This is a genomic window from Leucobacter musarum subsp. musarum (assembly GCF_001273845.1).
Classification (GTDB): domain Bacteria; phylum Actinomycetota; class Actinomycetes; order Actinomycetales; family Microbacteriaceae; genus Leucobacter; species Leucobacter musarum.
This window is the reverse complement of record NZ_JHBW01000086.1, coordinates 21,515-43,442: the sequence shown is the minus strand read 5'-3', so window position 1 is coordinate 43,442 and position 21,928 is coordinate 21,515. Positions and strand designations below refer to the sequence as shown.

At 68.2% G+C, this 21,928-nt stretch carries 20 protein-coding genes; 6 read left to right on the top strand and 14 right to left on the bottom strand.

Annotated features, from left to right (window positions below):
• The 4 genes from CH42_RS08440 to CH42_RS08425 form a co-directional block, all read right to left on the bottom strand.
• Positions 1-945, bottom strand: coding sequence for an ABC transporter substrate-binding protein (locus CH42_RS08440; RefSeq protein WP_053352766.1), 945 nt, complete (start codon positions 943-945; stop codon positions 1-3).
• A 72-nt stretch (positions 946-1,017) separates the two neighbouring features.
• A complete protein-coding gene (locus CH42_RS08435) occupies positions 1,018-1,695 on the bottom strand; it encodes an ABC transporter permease (protein WP_053352869.1) in 678 nt (225 codons plus the stop codon).
• Positions 1,692-2,375 carry an ABC transporter permease gene (locus tag CH42_RS08430; protein ID WP_053352765.1) on the bottom strand — a complete coding sequence of 228 codons (684 nt, stop codon included), beginning with the start codon at positions 2,373-2,375 and terminating at the stop codon, positions 1,692-1,694. Before CH42_RS08430 ends, CH42_RS08435 begins: the two co-directional genes overlap by 4 nt.
• Positions 2,372-3,184 carry an ABC transporter ATP-binding protein gene (locus CH42_RS08425; protein WP_053352764.1) on the bottom strand — a complete coding sequence of 271 codons (813 nt, stop codon included), beginning with the start codon at positions 3,182-3,184 and terminating at the stop codon, positions 2,372-2,374. The genes CH42_RS08430 and CH42_RS08425 overlap by 4 nt, the downstream gene beginning before the upstream one ends.
• A 167-nt stretch (positions 3,185-3,351) precedes the next feature.
• On the opposite strand from CH42_RS08425, the gene CH42_RS08420 reads away from it, so the two are divergent.
• Positions 3,352-4,056, top strand: a complete 705-nt coding sequence (locus CH42_RS08420; protein ID WP_082309368.1) for a lysophospholipid acyltransferase family protein — start codon at positions 3,352-3,354, stop codon at positions 4,054-4,056.
• Positions 4,053-5,780 (top strand): FAD-binding dehydrogenase, encoded by a 1,728-nt coding sequence (locus CH42_RS08415; RefSeq protein WP_053352763.1) that lies wholly within the window; start codon positions 4,053-4,055, stop codon positions 5,778-5,780. Before CH42_RS08420 ends, CH42_RS08415 begins: the two co-directional genes overlap by 4 nt.
• Before the next feature lie 26 nt (positions 5,781-5,806).
• Here the strand turns inward: CH42_RS08415 and ectB are convergent, their stop codons facing one another.
• From ectB to CH42_RS08395, 3 genes are all read right to left on the bottom strand, one after another.
• Positions 5,807-7,072 (bottom strand): diaminobutyrate--2-oxoglutarate transaminase, encoded by a 1,266-nt coding sequence (gene ectB / locus CH42_RS08410; protein WP_053352762.1) that lies wholly within the window; start codon positions 7,070-7,072, stop codon positions 5,807-5,809.
• 425 nt (positions 7,073-7,497) lie between these two features.
• Positions 7,498-8,949 carry a catalase gene (locus CH42_RS08400; RefSeq protein ID WP_053352760.1) on the bottom strand — a complete coding sequence of 484 codons (1,452 nt, stop codon included), beginning with the start codon at positions 8,947-8,949 and terminating at the stop codon, positions 7,498-7,500.
• 69 nt (positions 8,950-9,018) lie between these two features.
• Positions 9,019-9,441 (bottom strand): Fur family transcriptional regulator, encoded by a 423-nt coding sequence (locus CH42_RS08395; RefSeq protein ID WP_053352759.1) that lies wholly within the window; start codon positions 9,439-9,441, stop codon positions 9,019-9,021.
• Positions 9,442-9,586: 145 nt separating this feature from the next.
• On the opposite strand from CH42_RS08395, the gene CH42_RS08390 reads away from it, so the two are divergent.
• The gene (locus CH42_RS08390; RefSeq protein ID WP_053352758.1) at positions 9,587-11,113 is read left to right on the top strand and encodes a CotH kinase family protein; all 1,527 of its coding nucleotides are present in this window, start codon (positions 9,587-9,589) and stop codon (positions 11,111-11,113) included.
• Positions 11,114-11,153: 40 nt separating this feature from the next.
• On the opposite strand, the gene CH42_RS08385 is transcribed toward CH42_RS08390, so the two are convergent.
• Together CH42_RS08385 and CH42_RS08380 are read right to left on the bottom strand one after the other, a co-directional pair.
• Positions 11,154-11,996 (bottom strand): SDR family oxidoreductase, encoded by an 843-nt coding sequence (locus CH42_RS08385; protein WP_239683995.1) that lies wholly within the window; start codon positions 11,994-11,996, stop codon positions 11,154-11,156.
• On the bottom strand, positions 11,989-12,633 hold the full coding sequence (locus CH42_RS08380; RefSeq protein ID WP_053352757.1) for an SDR family oxidoreductase: 645 nt from the start codon (positions 12,631-12,633) through the stop codon (positions 11,989-11,991). The genes CH42_RS08385 and CH42_RS08380 overlap by 8 nt, the downstream gene beginning before the upstream one ends.
• A 241-nt stretch (positions 12,634-12,874) precedes the next feature.
• On the opposite strand from CH42_RS08380, the gene CH42_RS08375 reads away from it, so the two are divergent.
• A complete protein-coding gene (locus CH42_RS08375) occupies positions 12,875-13,423 on the top strand; it encodes a type 1 glutamine amidotransferase domain-containing protein (protein ID WP_053352756.1) in 549 nt (182 codons plus the stop codon).
• Between the two features lie 46 nt (positions 13,424-13,469).
• Here the strand turns inward: CH42_RS08375 and CH42_RS08370 are convergent, their stop codons facing one another.
• Together CH42_RS08370 and CH42_RS08365 are read right to left on the bottom strand one after the other, a co-directional pair.
• On the bottom strand, positions 13,470-13,970 hold the full coding sequence (locus CH42_RS08370; RefSeq protein ID WP_204374541.1) for a PACE efflux transporter: 501 nt from the start codon (positions 13,968-13,970) through the stop codon (positions 13,470-13,472).
• Positions 13,971-14,125: 155 nt separating this feature from the next.
• Positions 14,126-15,709, bottom strand: coding sequence for a protein adenylyltransferase SelO (locus tag CH42_RS08365; protein WP_082309367.1), 1,584 nt, complete (start codon positions 15,707-15,709; stop codon positions 14,126-14,128).
• Positions 15,710-15,892: 183 nt separating this feature from the next.
• Between CH42_RS08365 and CH42_RS08360 the strand changes: the two genes are divergently transcribed.
• Positions 15,893-18,220, top strand: a complete 2,328-nt coding sequence (locus CH42_RS08360; RefSeq protein ID WP_082309366.1) for an MMPL family transporter — start codon at positions 15,893-15,895, stop codon at positions 18,218-18,220.
• 96 nt (positions 18,221-18,316) lie between these two features.
• Positions 18,317-19,270, top strand: a complete 954-nt coding sequence (locus CH42_RS08355; RefSeq protein ID WP_082309375.1) for a TIGR01777 family oxidoreductase — start codon at positions 18,317-18,319, stop codon at positions 19,268-19,270.
• A 24-nt stretch (positions 19,271-19,294) separates the two neighbouring features.
• On the opposite strand, the gene CH42_RS08350 is transcribed toward CH42_RS08355, so the two are convergent.
• The 3 genes from CH42_RS08350 to CH42_RS08340 form a co-directional block, all read right to left on the bottom strand.
• Positions 19,295-19,636, bottom strand: a complete 342-nt coding sequence (locus CH42_RS08350) for a DUF1801 domain-containing protein (RefSeq protein WP_053352755.1) — start codon at positions 19,634-19,636, stop codon at positions 19,295-19,297.
• A 69-nt stretch (positions 19,637-19,705) separates the two neighbouring features.
• Entirely contained in the window at positions 19,706-20,095 is a 390-nt protein-coding gene (locus CH42_RS08345) for a DUF1304 domain-containing protein (protein WP_053352754.1), read from the bottom strand.
• A gap of 33 nt (positions 20,096-20,128) precedes the next feature.
• On the bottom strand, positions 20,129-21,778 hold the full coding sequence (locus CH42_RS08340) for an ABC-F family ATP-binding cassette domain-containing protein (protein ID WP_053352753.1): 1,650 nt from the start codon (positions 21,776-21,778) through the stop codon (positions 20,129-20,131).
• Positions 21,779-21,928 lie beyond the last annotated feature (150 nt).

The window sequence follows — 21,928 nt, the reverse complement described above, 5'->3', positions numbered from 1 at the left end:
TCAGAGGTTCTGCTCGGCGAGCCAATCCTTCGCGATGTCGGCGGCCGAGCGCTCGTCGTTCACGCTCTCCCCGTTCAACGACACCAGGTCTTCGGGGCTGAGCGCCGCATCGACATCGTTGATCACCTGCGCCGCCGCATCGTCAATCTTCTCGCTCGCGATCGGCACGACGTGCGAAGCGAGGAAGATGCCCTTCGTGTCTTCGAGTGTCACGAGATCGTTCGCCTGCAGCGAGGGGTCGGCCGAGTAGATGTTCGCGAACTGGATCGACCCGTCCTTGAGCGCCTTCACCGTCAGCGGACCGCCGCTGTCTTCGATCGGCGTGAACTTGACGCCCTCGATACCGTAGGTCTCCGCCAGCCCGGCGGGGCCGTAGGGGCGCGTCTCCGCCTCGGAGTTCGACCCGAAGGTCAGCGGATCAGTGACCTTCTTCAGATCTTCGACGGTCTTCAGTCCCCACTTGTCGGCGAATTCCTTCGTGACGACATAGGTATCCTGATCGGTCGCGGGCGACTGATCGAGCACGCGAAGCCCCTCGGGCATGGCCTTCTCGAGCGCGGAGTAGACATCGTCAGACACGCGCTCCGGCGCATCCGGAACAAAGAACTGCAGCAGGTTGCCCGTGTACTCCGGGAAGAGATCGATCTTGCCCGCCTCGATCTCGGGGAGGTAGACCTCTCGCTGCCCGATGCGGAACTGGCGGTCGACGTCGAAATCTTTCGCTTCGAGCGCCTGCGCGTAGATCTCGGCGATGATCTCGTTCGAGTAGTAATCCTGCGAGCCGACGACGATGGTGCCGCCCTCGGATGAGCCGCCGGAGTCGGCCGAGCCGCTGTCGAGCGGGTCGCCGCTCGAGCAGCCGGTCAGCGCGGCAGTGATGGCGAGCGCGCCAGCGGCGAGCGCGGCTCCCCACCTGGCGGAGCGCAGTGCGGGTCGACGATGCATGATCGGGTCCTCTCGGTAGGTGATCTGATGGTCGTACGGTGTTCGGTGCCGGTCGGCGTTTGGATGGTGCGTTCAGCCGGTGCGCGCGGGGAGCCGCGCGATCCGGCGGGCGGCGAGGCGTTGGCACGCCCCGAGCAAGATCTCGAGCACGATGGTCAGCGCGATGACGAGCAGCGCCCCCGCCAGCATCTGGCCGTAGTCGCGCGACTTCAGTCCGCTGAAGAGGTAGCGCCCCAGCCCGACATCGGAGGTGTAGGCGGCCAGCGTCGCGGTCGACACCACCTGCAGCGTCGCGGCGCGGATGCCGCCGATCATGACGGGCAGCGAGAGCGGCAGCTCGACCTGCAGCAGCACCTGCGTCGGGCTGAACCCGATCGCCTGGGCCGCCGCCGGCACGGTGGGCTCGACGGCACTGACGCCCGCGTAGGCACCCGCGAGCAGCGAAGGGATCGCCAGCACGATCAGGGCGAGCAACGGTGCCGTGATGCCGATGCCCAGCGCCAGACCGAAGAGTGTGAGCACGCCGAGCGTCGGCAGCGCCCGCGCAGCACCGGCGAGCGCGCCGACGGCGCCCGCGCCTCGCCGCGTATGCCCGATGATCGCGCCGAGCGGCAACGCGATGACACCGGCGATGACCAGCGCCGCGGCGGCGAGACCGAGATGCTGCAGCAGGCGGGTCGGAATGCCCCCGTCTCCCGACCAGTGGGCGGGGTCGGCGAGCCAGGCGATCGCATCGGCGAACAGATTCATGCGCGACGCACCTCCTCGCGCACGGCGCTCGTGCGCGTGCCCGATGCGACGCGTCGCGACCACGGCGTCATCACGCGCCCGATCACGAGCACGATCGCGTCGAGCACGAGCGCCAGCACCACCGTCGCCAGCACACCCGTCCAGATCTCCGCGAAGATGCCGCGCTGGAAGCCGTCGGTGAGGAGCGTACCGAGACTCGGCACGCCGATCAGCGCCCCCAGCGTAACCAGGCTGATCGTCGACACCGAGACGACGCGCACGCCAGAGATCAGCACCGGCACCGACAGCGGAAGATCCACGCGCCAGAACAGTTGTCGCGGTGCATACCCGATCGCGACCGCGGCGTCGCGCAGTTGCCGATCGACCGAGCCGAACGCGTCGGCTGCGGTGCGCACGAGTAGCGCGACACCGTAGACGCTGAGCGCCACCACCATGGTCTGCCACGACCGCAGAGCCGTGCCGATCAGGGCTGGAATGATGATGAGCAACGGCAACGCCGGGATCGCGTAGGCGAGGGTCGCCACCGAGAGCAATGGGCCGCCCACCCGCGGGTGGCGAAACGCGAGACGGCCGATCGGGATCGCGACGATCACGCTGATGATGATCGCCGGAACGCTCAGCACCAGGTGCGACAGCGCGAGCTGCGCCACGAACTCCCAGTTCGCGAAGAACCACTTCACGGTTCGAGCACTCCCACCGGGCGCCCGGCCGCATCGACTGCGATCCGCTGCCCCTCCGTTTGTATGACGTGCAGATGACGCTCGCCGCGGTCGGCTCCGACGAAATCACGCACGAAGTCATTCGCGGGGCTGCCCAGAATCTCGGCAGGCGTGCCGCGCTGGGCGATCCGGCCACCGGTCTCGAGCACCACGACCTCGTCGCCGAGGAGGAACGCCTCGTCGATGTCGTGGGTGACGAACAGGATGGTCTTGCCCAGCTCGGCCTGCAGACGCAGCAGTTCCTGCTGCAATTCGCGCCGCACAATGGGGTCCACGGCGCCGAACGGCTCGTCCATCAGCAGAATGTTGGGGTCGGAGGCGAGCGCCCGGGCGACGCCGACGCGCTGCTGCTGACCGCCCGAGAGTTGCGCGGGGTATCGCGAAGCGAGCGCGGGATCGAGCCCCACCCGCTCGAGCAAAGCCCCCGCAGCGAGTCGGGCCTCTCGGCGCGACGTTCCGGTGAGCACGGGTACCGCCGCGACGTTGTCTGCCACGGTGCGATGCGGCAACAGGCCGCCCTGCTGCAGCACGTACCCAATCGAACGGCGCAGCGCGACCGGATTTTTGTCGCGCACGTCTTCGCCGTCGATCAGCACCCGCCCGCTCGTCGGGTCGACCATGCGGTTCACCATGCGCATCAACGTCGTTTTACCCGACCCCGAAGACCCCACGAGCACAACGGCGCGGTGCGATGGAATCGTCAGCGAGAACTCGTGCACCGCCGTCGCGCCGCCGGCATACACCTTCGACACCCGTTCGAACTCGATCACGTCGGCCCCTCCCGGTGCGTGCGCTTGAAGCAGCGCGTCGTTCCACCCTAATGCCGGTGCCCACAATCGCCGCAAGCCCTTGTGACCGGATCGTGCCCTGCACTATGCATTTCCTGTGCACTCGTGGGCGTGTCTCGTACCGGGAGGCGCGGCGATAGTCTCGGAGCGTGCGTTCCGCCGAACCTGCCACATCAGTCCCGTCGCCCGGGCCCGTCTTCGTGATCGGGCGAGCCGTGCTGCGTCCGCTGCTGCGGCTCCGGTTTCAGCCTCGGGTCACGGGCCGCGAGCATGTGCCCGAGGCGGGGCCAGTGCTGCTGGCGAGCAACCATCTCTCGGGGCTCGACACGATCCTCATCCCCTCGTTCTCACCGCGCAAGGTGCAGTTTCTCGCCAAGTCGTCACTGTTTGCCTCGCGCATTGGCGGCTGGTTCTTCCGACAGATCGGCGCGATCTCGGTGCACCGCGAAGCGTCATCGGCCGCGCAGGCCGCGCTCGACGCCGGGCGCGACGTACTCGCCGCGGGCAGAGTGTTTGCCGTGTTCCCCGAGGGCAGCCGTTCGCGCGACGGCCGTCTCTATCGCGGGCGCAGCGGCGCGGCCTGGCTCGCCCTCGAAACGGGGGCCGCGGTCGTGCCGGTGGGGCTGATCGGCACGAATCGAGCGCTGCGCAATCCAGCCACGGGCCGACCCGAGCGCGTCGAGGTGCGCTTCGGAGCCCCCGTGCAGCTGCACGATCTCGCCGAGCTCCCCGCTGGTCGCGCCCGTCGTGAGGCCACAGAGCGCATCATGCAGGCGATACACGACCTCACCGGTCAGGAGCGCGCCGAAGAACACGCCGCAATTGACCCGCAACGAGGCACAATGGGGGCATGAACCCCAGCAACGCCGCTGATGTCATCATCGTCGGTGCCGGCCTCGCCGGCCTCGTCGCCGCTCGCGAGTGCGCCAGCGCTGGCTTGCGCACACTCATCATTGACCAGGAGGGGCCGCAGGATCTCGGCGGGCAGGCCTGGTGGTCGTTCGGCGGGTTGTTTCTCGTCGACTCCCCCGAGCAGCGCCGACTCGGCGTGCAGGACTCGGCCGATCTCGCCTGGCAAGACTGGCGCGGAAGCGCGCAGTGGGATCGGCTCGGCACCGGCGACGGGTCCGAGTCCGGGCCCGGCGACGGGAATGCGCCGAGCGACGAAGACGTGTGGGCCGAGCGATGGGGACGAGCGTACGTCGAGTTCGCCGCGGGCGAGAAGCGATCCTGGATCCGCGAGGCAGGCATCGATCTCACGCCGGTCGTGGGCTGGGCCGAGCGCGGCGATCTCACGGCGAGTGGCCACGGCAATTCCGTGCCGCGATTCCACGTGCCTTGGGGCACGGGCACCGGAGTCGTGCAACCCTTCATCGACGCCGCGCACGAGGCGGTCGACCTCGGTCGCACCGAGATCAGGCACCGGCACCGGTGCGACGAGATCGTCACCGAGGCGGGCGCCGTCGTCGGAGTGCGCGGCACCGTGCTCGCGCCCGACACGACCCCGCGCGGTGCGGCTTCCAATCGCGTGCCCGCGGGTGAATTCGAGCTGCGGGCGCCGGCAGTCATCATCACAAGCGGCGGGATCGGCGGCAGCCACGATCTCGTGCGCCGTTTCTGGCCCGAGCGCCTCGGCACGCCGCCGAACCGCATGGTCACGGGTGTACCCGAATATGTCGACGGGCGCATGCTCGGCATCGCCGAGACCGCCGGAGCACGACTCGTCAACCGCGATCGCATGTGGCACTACACGGAGGGCGTGCGCAACTGGGCGCCCATCTGGCCGGGTCACGCGATCCGCATCTTGCCCGGCCCCTCCCCACTCTGGCTCGACGCCCTCGGTCGGCGTCTCCCGCTGCCCGGACTCCCCGGGCACGACACCCTCGGCACACTCAAGATGCTGCGCACCGACCCGGCCATCGCACCCCACGACCACTCGTGGTTCATCGTTACGCACCGCATCGCGGCGAAAGAGTTCGCGCTCTCGGGGTCGGAGCAGAACCCCGATCTCACGTTCCGCGACCGCAAGCTGCTGCTGCAGACGCGGCTCGGCTCAGGAGCGCCGGGCCCCGTGCAGGCGTTCATCGACCGCGGCGCCGACTTCGTCTCGGCCGCCTCAGTGCCCGGACTCGTCGAGCGCATGAACGCACTCACTGACGAGCCGCTGCTCGACGCCGCCGCAGTCGAGCGCGTCGTACGCGAGCGAGATGCGCAGCTCGCGAACCCGTTCTCGAAAGACGCGCAGATGCACAGCATCCGCAACTCGCGTCGCTACCTCGGAGACCGACTGACGCGCACCACTGCCCCGCACCGGCTGCTCGACCCGGCGGCCGGGCCGCTCGTCGCAGTGCAGCTGCATGTGCTGACCCGCAAAAGCCTCGGCGGCATTCAGACCGACCTCGACTCTCGAGTGCTCGGAGCCGACGGCGCGCCGATTCCTGGCTTGTTCGCCGCCGGCGAGGCCGCCGGATTCGGCGGCGGGGGCGTGCACGGCTACAACGCGCTCGAAGGCACCTTCTTGGGTGGGTGCCTGTTCTCGGGGCGCGCTGCCGGCCGCGCGGTCGGCGCCGCCGGGTAAGCGCCACCGGAGCGGGGCGACGGGGTCTACACCGACAGAGCTGCGGCGAGCGACTCGCGCACGATCGCGATGCCGCGATCGAGTTCGTCGGCAGTGATCGTGAGCGCGGGAAGGAACTTCAGCACCTCGTCGCGCGCACCCGACGTTTCGATGACGACGCCGCGTGCGAACGCCTGCTGCGATGCCGCCCCGGCGAGTTCGGGTCGCGAAGGCGAGGCGAGGCCGCACATGAGGCCGCGGCCGCGCACCGTGAACGCGGCTTCGGGGAAGTCTGCAGCGATCGCTTTGAGCGCCGCACCCAACTGCTCGGCGCGCTCCGCGATCTGGGTCGTAAAGGCATCATCGGCCCAGTAGGTTTCGAGCGCGACGCGTGCACTGACGAACGCGAGGTTGTTGCCGCGGAACGTGCCCGTGTGGGCACCCGGCTTCCAGACATCGATCTCGGGGCGCAGCAGCAGAATGGCCATCGGCAGACCGGATGCGGAGATCGACTTCGAGACCGTGACCAGGTCGGGCACGATCCCCGAGTCTTCGAAGCTGAAGAACTGACCGCTGCGACCAACGCCCGACTGGATGTCATCGACGATCAGCAAGATGCCGCGCTGTGCGGTGATCGCGCGCAGGCGTCGCAGCCACTCGGCACTCGCGACGTTTATGCCGCCTTCGCCCTGGATCGCTTCGACAATCACGGCGGCCGGAAGATCGAGGCCCGAACCGGGGTCGTCGAGCATGCGCTCGAGCAGGTCGAGCGTGTCGATGCCCTCGCCCAGGTAGCCGTCGTAGGGCAGACGCGTCACGTCGCCGAGCGAAACCCCACCGGCTGCGCGATACTTCTCGTTGCCCGTCGCGGCGAGCGCGCCCAAGCTGAGGCCGTGGAAGCCGTTGGTGAAGGCGACGATGTTCTGGCGCCCCGTCGCCTGGCGCGCGAGTTTCAATGCCGATTCGACCGCGTTGGCGCCGGTCGGGCCGGTGAACTGCAGCTTGTAGTTCAGGCCGCGCGGAGCGAGCACGAGACGCTGGAACGCATCGATGAAATCGCGCTTCGCCGCGGTCGCCATGTCGAGACCGTGGATGATGCCACCGCTCTGCAGGTACCCGATGAGCGCCTCCGTGAAGACCGGATTGTTGTGGCCGTAGTTCACGACACCGGCTCCGCTGAAGAAGTCGAGGTACTCGGTCCCGTCTTCCGCGGTCAGCACGGACCCCTGCGCACGCTCGAACACCACGGGGAAGGAGCGGATGTAGCCGCGCACTTCAGACTCGTACTGATCAAACACTGCAAGGTCGCTCATGGATCCAGCTTTCTCTCTGCCTCTGCCCGACGCGAGGTCTCCGCGCCGCACCGGAGATCAGCTGCAGGTTCGGCACCGGATCCCCTGCTATCGAGGATAGAGGGTATCCGTTGCCAGGGACGCCAAGAGCCGGTCCCGCCGCTGAGCGCTTCTCAACGGGAGGACCGGCTCGGAGCGACCCCGTAGGCTATCGCGTCAGTCGTGCGCGCAGTGCGAACGCCGCACGAGCATCTGGTTCGGGGTCATGACCAGATCGGCGTACCTTTCGGCGTGGGCACTGGCCGCGGCGATCGCGCGGCGATGGCGCTGCTCGGCGCGGAGCCGATTCCCCGCTCGACCCCGACGGGCAGAAGCCCGCTCGGCGTCAGAGGCTCGATGCGATGTCTGCGCAGCCTCACCGATTTCGGCTGTCGAATGCGCCCCGCTCACTGTGCTGCCTCGAGCCGCTGGCGCAGCGCAGTGCCGAGCTCGGCGTCGACCTGCGTCCAGTAGCCGATGGCGCGCTCGCGAATCTCCGCACGCTGCACCCCGCCGACGGCGCCCGTGATCGTATCGAGGAAGCGATCCTTCGCCGCCGCATCGAACACGTCACGGTACAGCGTGCCCGCCTGACCGAAGTCGTCGTCTTCGGCGTGCAACGACGCCGCGGTACGCACCAGGTCACCGTCGGACTCCCAAGACCCCGCCCCGGCAGCCTGCGCATCGGCGACAGGGCCGCCCGCCGAGTTCGGCGCGTAGACCGGGGTGCTCGGCGCGTTGAAACCATGACGCTGCGCGCCATCCTGCGAGTAGTTCGCCACCGGCGCCACCGGAGCGTTCACCGGAATCTGATTGTAGTTCGTGCCCACGCGGTAACGCTGCGCATCCGGGTACGAGAACACGCGCGCCATGAGCATGCGGTCGGGCGAGATGTCGATGCCGGGCACCGTGTTCGCCGGAGAGAACGCGGCCTGCTCGATCTGCGCGAAAAAGTTCTCGGGGTTACGGTTCAGCGTGTGCACCCCAACCTCGATCTTCGGGTAGTCGGCATGCGGCCACACCTTGGTGAGGTCGAACGGGTTGAAGCGGTAAGTCTTCGCCTCTTCGTAAGGCATCACCTGCACCGAGACCTTCCACGCGGGAAAGTCGCCGCGCTCGATCGCGTCGAAGAGATCACGGCGATAGTAGTCGGCATCGGCACCAGCGATCGCCTCGGCCTCAGCACCCGTCATCTCCTGGTTGCCCTGCAGCGCATCGAAGTGGTACTTCACCCAGAACCGCTCGCCGGCCTCATTGATCCACTGATACGTGTGCGACCCGAACCCGGGCATGTGACGCCACGAGAGCGGCAGACCACGATCGCCCATGAGGTACGTCACCTGGTGGGCCGATTCGGGCGAGAGGGTCCAGAAATCCCACTGCATGTCGGCGTCGCGCAGTCCAGATCCGGGCAGACGCTTCTGCGAGTGAATGAAGTCGGGGAACTTGATGCCGTCGCGAATGAAGAAAACCGGGGTGTTATTGCCCACGATGTCGTAGTTGCCCTCAGCAGTGTAGAACTTCACCGAGAAACCGCGCACGTCACGCCACGTATCGGGCGAACCCTGCTCCCCCGCGACCGAGGAGAAACGCTGCAGGGTTTCAGTGCGCGCACCCGGCTGGAACACCGCGGCCCGCGTGTACGCAGAGACATCACCGGTGACCACAAACTCGCCGAACGCGCCGCCGCCCTTGGCGTGCACGATGCGCTCCGGGATACGCTCGCGATTGAACTGGGCGAGCTTCTCGACGAGATAGCGGTCATGGAGGGCGACCGCGCCGTCTGGCCCGGCTGCGAGCGAGTGCTCGTCGCTGGCGACCGGGGTACCGGTCTGCGTGGTGGTCTTGGGATTACTCATGAGGCTCCTCCAGGAGTTTCAGGCACGACGAACACCGCCCCGTCACCGGGGGCGCTGGTGCGTGTTCGCCTATGCAGCCAAAACGGCGCACTCGGGGCAGATGCCCCAAAACGTCACTTCGGCGGTCTGTACGGTGAACCCGGCCGTGGTGGACGGGGCGAGGCACGGCGTGTGACCGACAACGCAATCGATATCGGCGACCGCTCCGCACTGGGAGCAGACGACGTGATGATGGTTGTCGCCCACGCGTCGCTCGTAGAGCGCCGCGGAACCTGCCGGCTCGATCCGGCGGGTGAGGCCCGCCGTCGTCAGGTCCGCGAGAATGTTGTGCACCGACTGGATCGAGGTGGTCGGCAATGCGCTCACGACCACTCGGAACACGTGCTCCGCGTCCGAGTGGGGCATGGAGGCGAGCGCCTCGAGCACGGCGACCCGGCCAACGGTCGCACGCAAACCGGCACTGCGCAACGCCGTTTCGTTGCTCGTCTCCATATCGATCACCCTACCCACCTATTTTGAGTAATTCAAATAAAGCGCGCGAATCGCGCCCTGTGATTCTCGCACGACATGAGGAGTTCTCACGCCCGATCCAGTTGCGCCATAGTTTGCGCATAGGGCAATCGGGTGTTGTGAACACATGACCCCCGAGCAGCATTCGATTCCCCCGCAAGACACCAGCCCCGCTCCACGCCCGAAACGCCGACGGTCGATGCGCGCGACGACCGCAATCGCTGCGGCCCTCATGCTGGCCGGAATCTCTGGCGTCGCGGGCTGCAGCGCCGTGGCCGCCGCAATGCAGGCCACCGATTCCGACGCATCCGATTCCGCCGAATCCGCAAGCGCATCAGCCACGGCCGCCAGCACCTCCACCCTGTGGGATACCTCGCAGGTCCACACCATCGACCTCACCTACGACGCCGACGACTACGAGGTTCTCATCGCCGCGTACCTCGATTCGGGGAGCAAGGAGTGGATCTCCGCTGACGTCACCATCGACGGCACGACCTATCAGAACGTCGGTCTCAAACTCAAAGGCAACTCGTCGCTGCGCTCGCTCTCGACCAGCGAGGACGCGACGCTGAGCTCCGCGAACCCCCAAGACCTCCCGTGGATCATCCGTCTCGACAAGTACGTTGACGGCCAGAACCACGAAGGTGCAACTGAGCTCGTCGTGCGCGGCAACTCATCGGAGACCTCGTTGAACGAAGCGCTGGCCCTCGACCTGCTGCGCGAATCGGGCCTCGCGACCGAGCAGGCAACCGCCGTGCGCTTCAGCGCCGACGGCTCCGACGCTTCACTGCGCCTCGTCATCGAGAACCCCGACGACGACTGGATGGAGCGCGAGCTCGGCGATGGCCTCTTGTACAAGGCTGACGCCTCGGGCGATTACAGCTATCGCGGTGATGACGAGAGCTCGTACACCGACGTGTTCGACCAGCAGGGCGGCGACGACGATCTCACCCCGTTGATCTCGTTCCTGCAGTGGATCAACGAGTCCGACAACGACACATTCGCGGCGGATCTCGACGAGCATCTCGACGTACAGTCGTTCGCGACGTACCTCGCGTTCCAGGAACTGGTGCAGAATTCCGACGACATCGACGGCCCCGGCAACAACTCCTACCTCTACTACGACCCCGATACGACGCAGATGACCGTGGTGAACTGGGATCTGAACCTCGCATTCGGAGCCAGCCCCGGCGGCGGAATGGGCGGGGGCTTCGGCGGTGGCGGTGGCGAAGACGCCGACACCGACGGTGCAGGTTTCGGCGGCGGCATGCCTCCGGGCGGGCAGGATCGCACGACCGACAGCGATGCGGGCACCGATGGCGGGTTCGCGCCGGGTGGCGCGGGCCCCGCTGGAACCGCGGACGACACTGACGACGCTGACGGAACTACCCGTGCCGGTGGCAATGCCGGCGGCGGCATGGGGTCGATGGGCGGGTCGAACATCTTGGTCGAGCGCTTCATGGATGTGCCGGAGTTTGCTGCGCTCGTCGATGCGGCGTCGGCGTCACTGCAAGATAACCTGGTGGACTCGGGTGTCGCGCAGGAGCTGCTCGACACCCGAACGCAGACGCTGCTCGACGATGCCTCGGATCTCGTGGACGCGGCGACGATCCAGGAGGAATCGGACGCTCTGTCTGCCACCCTCGGCAAGTAGATCGGTGCGGGCCGGGATCATCGCCCCGGCCCGCTCGGGTTCAGCCTCTCGGGCCGCCCGCCACGTACAGCACCTGACCCGATACGAAACCGCTCTCGGGGGCAACGAAGAAGGCGACCGCGTTCGCGATATCGTCGGGCGACCCGACGCGACGCACCGCGGTAGCTGCGGCCTCGCGCTCGACCAACTGCTCGAACGGCACGCCCACGCGCTCGGCCACGCTGCGGGTCATGTCGGTGACCGTGAAGCCCGGGGCCACCGCGTTCGCCGTGACGCCGAAGCGCCCGAGCTCCAGCGCGAGGGTTTTCGTGAACCCCTGAATGCCGGCCTTTGCGGCCGAATAGTTCGCCTGCCCCGCGTTGCCGAGCGCAGACGTGCTCGACAGGTTGACGATGCGCCCCCACTTCGCGGCGACCATGTGCCGCTGCACTTCGCGGCTCATGAGGAACGCGCCGCGGAGGTGCACGTTCATGATCGTCTCCCACCCATCGACCGTCATCTTGAACAGCAGGTCGTCGCGCAGCACGCCCGCATTGTTGACGAGAATCAGTGGGGCCCCGAGCGCATCGACCACCCCGGCGACGCCTGCCCGCACCGCGCCCTCGTCGCTGACGTCGACCTCGAAAGCTGCCGCTGCTGCCGCATCCCCGGTCTCTGCCCGCACCAGATCGACCGTCTGCTCGGCACCGGCGAGATCACGGTCGAGCACCGCGACCCGTGACCCCCGCCGCGCGAGCTCGAGAGCGATCGCTCGCCCGAGCCCGCGGGCGCCACCGGTAACGATCGCGACGGCACGGCGGCCTTGCGGTCCGGTATCCGCTCGCTCCGAGCCTGAAGCTCCCGGCGTCGGCATCTGCGCCGGCGTCGACTCGGGCTCAGCCACGCACCGCCTCCGCGATCGGGGTCTGACCCGAATTGAACCTGATGGTGCGGCGCACAGTCGAGTCGTCGACGAGCACCGCGGCGATGACGCCGGCGACGTCGGCCCGGGCCACGCTCGATGACTGCTCGGCCTGCGTGTCGACGGTGCCGGTTGCCGGGTCGAGCGTCAGGCTGCTGGGCCCCAGCACCGTCCAGTCGAGTGCGGTCGCGCGCAGGTGCTCATCGGCGGCCGCCTTCGCTTCGGCATAGGCGAAGAACGAGTGCTCGGGGTCGACGCCGTGGTCGAGCGATGCGCCGAAGTACGACACCATCACGTAGCGCTGCACGCCCGCGCGTTCGGCAGCCTGCATCGTGCGAATCGCCGCATCGCGGTCGACCGCCCAGGTGCGCTGGGGGTCTCCCCCGCCGGCACCCGCCGACCACACCACGGCGTCATGACCGCGAATCAGATCTGCAAGCGCATCGGTGTCGAGCTGTTCGACGTCGGCGACGAGGGGCTCAGCACCGGCAGCGCGCACCTCGTCTGCATGGTCGGGGTTGCGAATCACCGCCGTCACCGAATCACCGCGCTGCGCGAGCAGCGGTTCTGTGAGGAGTGCGATCTTGCCGTGTCCGCCGAAGAGAATGATCTGTGCCATGCGGCCCACACTACGCCGGGCCGCCGACACTGCTCCAGGGGTGTTCGCTGCGAACGATCGGAACGATCGGGGGCTGGCGATCCGGCACCGAATTCGGTAGCCCCGCGCCTAGCGCTCGTACCGTCGATGCGCAACGGGGTGATGCGCTCAGCGGTGCCCTGCTGAGGTGGTGATGTCGGCCTCGGGTGTTCCGGGGTCGACGCCACAGCACCCGCACTCGTACGCCTCAGGAGGCCTCCAGATGTCACATCTCACCGGAAAGCGCGTCGCCATTCTCGCCACGGACGGGTTTGAGGATTCGGAGTTGACGAGCCCGCTCTCGGCGGTCGTCGAGCACGGCGCCGAGGCCGTGGTGATCTCCACGGAGACCGGCACGATCACGGGCAAGAACGGCCACGAGCAGGAGGTCTCTCTGACCTCTGCCGACGCTCGAGCCGAGGAGTTCCACGCACTCGTGCTGCCGGGCGGGGTCGTCAACGGTGATCAGATTCGCCTCGATGCCGCCGCAGTCAGCCTGACGCGCGATTTCTTCGCGCAGCACAAACCGGTTGCGGCCATCTGCCACGGCGGGTGGATTCTCGCCGACGCCGACGTGCTGCAGGGCCGAACGGTCACCTCGTACCCGAGCCTGCGCACCGACCTGCAGAACGCGGGAGCGACGTGGGTCGATGAGGAGGTCGTCGTCGACCAGGGCTTGGTGACGAGCCGCACTCCCGACGATCTGCCGGCGTTCAACGCCAAGCTGGTCGAAGAGATCGCGGAGGGCAAGCACGCCGGTCAGAGCGCGTAAACCGCCGACGCCCGCCGATTCGAGCCGACGCAGACCGCAGTCACCGTTAGTGCCCGACCGCGGTCTGCGGCAGCCCGAACACTCGGTCGAACGCCCACGTGTACACGACCGTGAAGGCGAGGAAGAACACGAGGAGCCCGCCCTCGATTGCCAGTGCCTCGAACAGCCCGATGCCGAGCAGCGCGGCGACGAGCGGGATCGTGACGAGCAGCACACCGCCCTCGTACCCGATGGCGTGCATGGCGCGGGCGCGCACCCCGCGGCCGGTCGCTCCGGTGCGGCGTTCGAACGCTTCGAAGACGGTGTTCCAGAGGTAGTTCCAGAGCGTCGCGACGGTGGAGACGAGGATCGCGGTCACCGTCGACGCCTCACCGCCGTGGCCGAGCAGCGCGCCGAGCACGAACACGGTGAACAGCACGCTCAGGGTTTCGTAACCGCCGACGAATGCGACGCGTCGCAGCCGGGATCGGCCGATGAACCAGCCGAGCGGCGCAGTGGGGGCGGTGGGACGAGCGGATTGCTCCGCGGTGTGGCCTGGGGAGGTCACGGGTATCACTCCAGTCGAGTGCGCGATTCGGGTTCAGATCATCACCTGAACACACGGGCGATATCGCGCACGCCTGGATCATATCACAACGAATTTAGTTGCATATTACGTAAAGTACAACTGAAACCGCATTGCATGTGATGCGAGGTCACATCCTACGTGCCGCAGAACGTCACGTGCGCCGGGCCACCCGCAGGAGCCGGCCGCTCGTATCGCTCGAACCCCAGACGCGACTCAAATGGATGCTGGAGCACACTCAGCAAGGTCTCGTAAGGCTCGAGATCGCCCGCCACCGCGGCGTCGAGCGCCTCCTCGACCAGATGATTGCGGGGAATGTAGATCGGGTTCACCCCATCCATCGCCGCGGCGTCGGGGCCGGCCGCTCGCCAGCGTTCAAGCCAAGGCCCCGCCGCCTCGCCGAGCGGGAAGGCCGCCTCGAGCGCGGCACTGTCGCCACGCACCGACGACGCGAGCGCGCGGAAGAAACTGGTGTAGTCAATCGAGTGACGCTGCAGATCCGCGAGCAACTCAGCGGTCAGCTCAGCGAGCGCCCCATCATCGACTGCCACACGAGCGGCCACGCCACCGAGGCCGAGCTTCTCGCGAATGCCCGCCATCCACGCGGCGTTGTAGAGCTCGCCGAAACGGTCGAGCGACGCGACGGCCGCATCTCTCGCCGCGTCGACCTCTTCGCCGAGCAGCGGCAGCAACGACTCGGCGAACCTGGTCAGGTTCCACAGCGCGATCGACGGCTGATTTCCGAAGGCGTACCGCTTCTGCGCGTCGATCGAACTGAATGCCGCGCCCGGGTCGAACGCGTCGATGAATGCACAGGGCCCATAGTCGATCGTCTCACCCGAGAGCGTCATGTTGTCGGTGTTCATCACGCCGTGCACGAACCCGACGAGCACCCACTGGGCGACCAGCTGCGCCTGCACCGCGATCACATGGTCGAGCAGCGCGACAGCGGGAGCCGCGGCGGGTGCGACGCCGCCAGGCGCAAGCTCGGGCGCGTGGCGTTCGAGGGCGTACTCGACAAGTCGCGACAGCAGTTCAGGATCGTCGAGCGCGCGCGCGAACTGCGCACTTCCGACGCGCAAGTGACTGCTCGCCACCCGCGCGAGCACCGCCCCCTCGAGCAGTTCACCATCGCGGGCGAGGCGGCGACCCGTAGCGACCACCCCGAGCGCACGGGTGGTGGGCACGCCGAGGGCGTGCATCGCCTCGCCCATCAGGTGCTCGCGCAGCATCGGCCCGACTGCGGCGAAGCCGTCGACACGAGAGAACGGCGTGCGCCCCGAACCCTTGAGGTGCAGATCACGCAGCGCGCCGGAGGGGTCGCGCACTTCTCCGAGCAGCAATGCGCGACCATCGCCGAGCCGTGGCGAATACGCTCCGAACTGATGTCCGGCATAGGCCTGAGCGACCGGCTCGGCGCCCGCCGGCAACGCATTGCCGAGCAGCAGGCGCACGCGCGCGTCGCCCTCGAGCCGATCGCCGTCGATGCCGAGCGAGGCCGCGAGCGCGTCGTTCCAGACCAACAGGCGCGGCGCATCCGGTCGCAGCGCTCGCCAGGGCGCCGAGAGCTCGGGCAACCGGCTGGCGAAATCGTGCTCGAGCACGGTGCCGGTGTCAGCCGACAGCACCTCGACCGGTTCGCCCGGCGCCCCCGCAGCAACCGCCGCTGCCGCGGCGGCCTCGGCTTCGGCGGGGGTGGTGCGTCGGCGCGGTTCAGACATGCGGCGAGTCTACGCTCGCCCGCTCCAGCGACTCGGGGGTGCGCACCTGCAGCGACACACGGCGACACACGGGTGTCGACACACGGGCGAACGCCGAAGGCCGTTCGACTTCACATCGTCCACTCCGAGCGGCTATATTATTGCTAGCCAAGCTAGATACTTTCTTCGAGAGATAGTAGAGAAATGTCTCAACATGACACGCAATCGGCTGCCGCCCAGCGCGGCGCCGGTGCCACTCCGCCACGCGCAGGTCGCCGATGGCTCCGCATCCTGGTGCCCGCGCTCCTGATCATCGTGTGGTTCGCCGGAGCCGGGGCCGGTGGGCCGCTGTTCGGCAAGGTCGACGAGGTCTCATCGAACGACCAGACGACCTACCTGCCCGAGTCGGCCGACGCGACAGCGGTACGTGAAGTGCAGGCCGACTTCCTCGGCGACGACGCAATTCCCGCCATCGTCGTCTTCTCGTCGGCAGACGGCGCGAAGCTCACCGAGAGCCAGCTGAGCGGCATTGACACCGCCGTTTCCGATGCGACACGGCTCGATGGTGTGCTCGACGAGACCTCCCCGGCGATTCCCTCTGAAGACGGCCAGGCCGTGCAGGTCTTCGTGCCGATCGACGCGAACGCCGAGATCAAAGATGTCGTCGCCGAACTCGGCGACACCCTGCGCGCAGACGCCCCCGCTGGCGTCGACGCGCACGTGACCGGCCCCGCCGGCTTCACCGCAGACCTCGCCGCGGGCTTCGCCGGCATCGACGGCATCCTGCTGCTCGTCGCCCTGCTCGCGGTGCTCGTCATCTTGGTGATCGTCTACCGCTCGCTCCTGCTCCCCCTGGTCGTGCTCAGCACCAGCCTGTTCGCGCTGTGCGTCGCACTGTTCGTCATCTGGCACCTGGCCGACGCCGGCGTGCTGCTGCTCAGCGGGCAGACGCAGGGCATCCTGTTCATCCTCGTCATCGGCGCCGCGACCGACTACTCGCTGCTGCTCGTCGCGCGGTTCCGTGAAGAGTTGCGAGTGGCGCAGGATCGCGGGGCCGCCATCATCGCCGCCATCAAGGGCTCGATCGAGCCGATCGCTGCCTCAGGCGGCACCGTCATCGTGGGCCTCCTCTGTCTGCTGCTCAGCGACCTGAAGTCGAACAGCACGCTCGGCCCGGTGGCCGCGATCGGCATCGTGTTCGCGATGCTGTCGGCACTCACCCTGCTGCCCGCGCTCCTCTTCGCGTTCGGCCGCGCGGCGTACTGGCCGCGTCGCCCGAAGTTCGAGCCGGAAGTCGTCGCAGCCGAGAACGGCATGCCCACTCGCGGCATGTGGAGGCGCATGGCCGGGGTGATCCGGCGCCACCCCCGCCCCATCTGGATCGTGACCGCGCTCGTGCTCGCCGTCGGCGCCGTCGGCGCCACGCAGTTGCAAGCGACCGGCATTCCCCAGTCCGACCTCGTACTCGGCCAGTCAGAGGCCCGCGACGGCCAGGCGATTCTCGGCGAGCACTTCCCGGGCGGCTCGGGCAGCCCCGCCTATGTGCTGGTCGCGCAGGATCGCCTGCAGCAGACCGCTGACACCCTCCTGGCACATGACGGCATCGACAGCGTCGCCGTCACCGCAGCCGACTCGCCGAGCGGTACCGCCTCGGTCACGGCCGATGGCATCCAGGCGTTCGGTCCGCCCGGCACCCCCGCTCCCGAGCCGACCGTCAGCGATGGCAAGGTGCTGCTGCAAGCGACCCTCTCAGATGCGGCCGACTCCGACGCCGCGGCCGAGACGATCACCAGTCTGCGCAGCGAGCTCGAGGGCACCGGCGCGCTCGTCGGCGGTGTTACGGCGACCTCCGTCGACACGAATCAGGCATCAATCCACGACCGCAATCTCATCATTCCGCTCGTACTCGTGGTGATCCTCGTGATCCTGATGCTGCTGCTGCGTTCGGTGCTCGCCCCGATCCTGCTCATTCTGACGACGGTGCTCTCGTTCGGCACCGCACTCGGTGTCGCTGCGCTCGTCTTCAATCACGTGTTCGACTTCCCCGGAGCCGACCCCGCCGTGCCGCTCTACGGCTTCGTCTTCCTGGTCGCGCTGGGCATCGATTACAACATCTTCTTGATGACGCGGGTGCGCGAGGAGACGAAGCGGCATGGCACGCACGAGGGGGTGCTGCGCGGGCTCACCATCACCGGCGGCGTCATCACCTCGGCGGGCCTCGTGCTCGCGGCGACGTTCGCAGCGCTCGGCGTGATTCCGATTCTGTTCCTCGCCCAGATCGCCTTCATCGTGGCTTTCGGCGTGCTGCTCGACACCTTCATCGTGCGATCGCTGCTCGTGCCGGCACTCGCCACCGACATCGGGCGCGCGATCTGGTGGCCGTCGAAGCTCTGGCGCGATGAGCGCCGCACCCCCGAGCACCGACCGGAGCACGCCGGCTCGGTTGAGGGGCGCCACGACGATCACACGGCCGAACCGCACCCGGCGCACGCGAGCGCAACAGATTCCGCGCCGGCCGACTCGCCGCGCTGAGAACTCGCCCGGCCCCTGCGCACGAACCGCGTGGGGGCTGGCGCGATCGCCCGCAAGGGTGAACCCTGGAACCACATCGAACGATCGGGGCGGCACATGTCAGTCGGAGCAGCAGACGCACACGAATCTGGCACCTCGGGTGCCGGATCACCCGCCCCCGGGCGCGTAGTCATCGCCGGCGCTTCCGGGCTGATCGGCGAGGCCCTCACCCGCTCGCTCCGCGGTGACGGCGTGTCCGTCACGCATCTCGTGCGCCGGGCTCCCGAATCCGAGCACGAGGTGCGTTGGGATCCGGGTACCGCTCCGCTCGACCCCGCTGTGCTTGCGGGCGCACGCGCCGTGGTCTGCCTCAATGGCGCGAGCATCGGCAAGCTCCCCTGGACGCGCGAGTACCGCGAGACGCTGCGCACGTCGCGTCTCGACCCCACCCGCACCATCGCGGACGCGGTGCGCGCGCTCGGCGCCGATGCACCCGCACTCGTCAATGCCTCGGCCGTCGGCTTCTACGGGAGTCGCCCCGGCGAGCGGCTCGACGAATCGAGCTCGGCGGGCGACACCTTTCTCGCGGAGCTCTGCGTCGAGTGGGAGCGCGCGGCGCTCAGCGCGGGGGCTGACGCCCGCGTCGTGCTGCTGCGCACGGCGCCGCTCATCGACCGCGGCGGCGTGCTGAAGCCGTTGATCCTGCTCACGCGCCTCGGCCTGAGCGGGCCGCTCGGCGGCGGCAGGCAGCTCTGGCCTTGGATCACGCTCGACGACGAAGTCCGTGCGATTCGGCACGTCATCGACACCGATATCAGCGGCCCGGTGAACCTCACGGGCCCCACTCCCGCCACCGCGAACGATACTGGTCGGGCACTCGCTCGCGTGCTGCGACGGCCGTTCCTCGTGCCGGCGCCCGCGTGGGCGCTGCGTCTCGCGCTCGGTACCGACGCCGCAGATTCACTGCTGCTCAGCGACGCGCGGGTCGCACCGACAGCGCTCGAGGAGTCGGGATTCACGTTCACACACCGCACGGTCGAGGAGGCCGTCGACGCGGCGCTCGCCCGGTAGCTGGCTCCGCCCAGACCCCGTTGCTCAGGAGCGGTTCAGCGCAACAGCCTCGCGCACCAACGCGGTGAACGCAGTGTCGTCGAGCGCAGCGTCGACGTGCAGGTCGATGGCGCGTCGGGTGCCCGCGTCGAGGCTCGCGTTGAAGAGCCGGGTCGGGTCATCGAGCGATGCTCCCTTGGCGAAGGTCACCTTCACCTTGTCCTTGTAGGTCTCGACCGTGCACACGAGCCCGTCGGCCGAGAACGTCGGCACCCCATCGGGGTTCGACGGCTTGCGCCACTTCACCTCTTCAGCGACACCGGGGTCCGCCTGCAGCAGGAGTTCGCGGAGGTGCGCGACGCGCGCGCTGCGCCAGTCTTCAGTCATGACGATGATGCACCTCCGTCACACTGACATCGGAGATGGAGCGCGCGAGGAGGGTCGATCCCGCACCGCTCACGCGATGGCGAGACCGATCGCGAGCACGATCACGCCGACGAGGGGCACGGTCCCCTGCTTCACCGCTGCCCCGCGCTTGCCGGGCGACGAGATGAAGAGCACGAGCGCCGCAGCCAGCATCGATCCGATTCCGGCGAAGACGAGCGCGTTGCCGGCACCGGCGTGACCCGCGGCGGCGAGGGCGACACCCAAGACCGTGACGATGGCGAGGAAGAGGTTGTAGAAGCCCTGGTTGAACGCCAGCTCTTTCGTCGCCTCGGCCTCGGTCTCGGAGACGCCGAACGTCGCGCGAGTGCGCGCGCTCGTCCAAGTCACCGATTCCATCCAGAAGATGTACACGTGCAGCAGCGCTGCAATGATGCCGAGCACCCATCCCGCCACGATCATGGTCGTCGCCCTTTCGTCCGTTGCGTCGCCAGACTACCCGGCAGCCTGCGCCCCCGCGCGGTCGCCACCCGGAAGCTCACCCAACCGCCGCAGCTCGCCCGCTTCGAGCTCGAGCACGGTATCGACCGAGATGCGCGAGAGGAACGCGACATCATGGCTCACGACGAGGAGTGCGCCGCGGTAGGCATCGAGCGCTTCGGCAAGATGCTCCACGCTCTCGAGGTCGAGGTTGTTCGTTGGTTCATCGAGCACCAACAATTGCGCGGGAGGGTCGGCGAACAGGAGCCGCGCGAGCGAGGCCCGAAAGCGCTCCCCGCCTGAGAGCGTCGACACGGGGCGATCGGCGGCGCTTCCCCGCAGCAGCAGGCGCGCGAGCCCGTTGCGAATCGTGCCTGCCGGCACCCCCGGCGCCACCGTTCGCACGTTCTCAAGCGCGCTCACACGGTCGTCGAGCGCGTCGAGGCGCTGCGGCAGGTAGCCGACGCGCTCAGTCAGCAGGCGGGCCGTGGGGCGGCCGCCCTGCGCATCGTCGTCGGAGGGCCCTTCATCGCCGCGCAGCAGCTGAGCAAGCAGTGTGGACTTGCCCGACCCGTTGGCACCGATGAGCGCGACGCGCTCGGGGCCCTGCACGACGAACGACCGCTCCCCCGAGACGAATTCGATGACGCGACGCCCCTTTGCGAGCTCGGGATCGGGCAGCACGAGCGAGATGTGACGGTCGTCGCGCACTCGCGCGTCGGCAGCATCGACGGCGGCCTGCGCCGCGTCGACCTTGCCGTCCATGGTGCCGCGCAGCGCTCCCGCTGAGACCTGCGCAGCATTCGCGCGCTTGCCCGCGAGAATCTTGGGCAGACTGCCCGAGAGCTGCACTTTACGGGCCGTGCGCTCGCGTCGTGCGAGTTTCGTCTCGGTCTCGACGCGCTGCCGCTTCTCGGTCTGCAGCACCTGCTGGGCGGCCCGTGCGGCCTGCACGGCAGCGGCCTGCTCGTGGTCGCGGTGCTCGCGCCACGCGCTGTAGGGGCCGCCGAACGTGGTCAGCGCGCCGTCGTAGAGCTCGGCCGTGTGATCCATGCGCTCGAGCAGTTCGAGATCGTGGCTCACCACGATGACCGTGCCCGGCCAGTCGACGATGAACTCGCCGAGTCGGGCACGCGTCGCACGATCGAGGTTGTTGGTCGGTTCGTCGAGCAGCGTCACGGCCGCGCGGCGCAGCCTGAGCCCGGTGATGGCGATGAGCATCGACTCGCCGCCCGATACCTCGGCCACCCGGCGATCGAGGTCTCGCGCCGAGAACCCGATGCGGCCGAGCGCCTCGTCAGCGCGCGATTCGATGTCCCAGTCGTCGCCGACCGCGTCGAAATGACGCACATCGACGTCGCCCGCTTCGATCGCGCGAAGACCGGCCAGTGTGGGGGCGATCCCGAGCAGCTCGGCGATGGTCGTGCCGCCGTGCAGCGTCAACGTTTGCGGCAGCGTTGCGACGTCGCCGGCGACGTCGATGACCCCCGACGCGGGGGCGAGGTCGCCGGCAATGAGTTTGAGCAGCGTCGATTTGCCGGCGCCGTTGCGGCCGATGAGACCGGTGCGGCCCTCGGGAAAGGTGCCCGAGACCTCGACGAGCGAGGCCGAACCGTCGGGCCAGGCGTGGCTGACGGCGTGCAGGGTGACGGCTGATGGAGACATGGTGACTCGATTCATTCTGCGCTGTCACAGAAGGCCCCGATGCGCCGCGGAGCGCAGGGCTCGAACGCGGGTCGTCACGGGAGGGACAGCGGCATGCGGCGTATGGCCGCGAGACAGAGGATGCGTGTGCATCACGCGGCCGCACGCAAT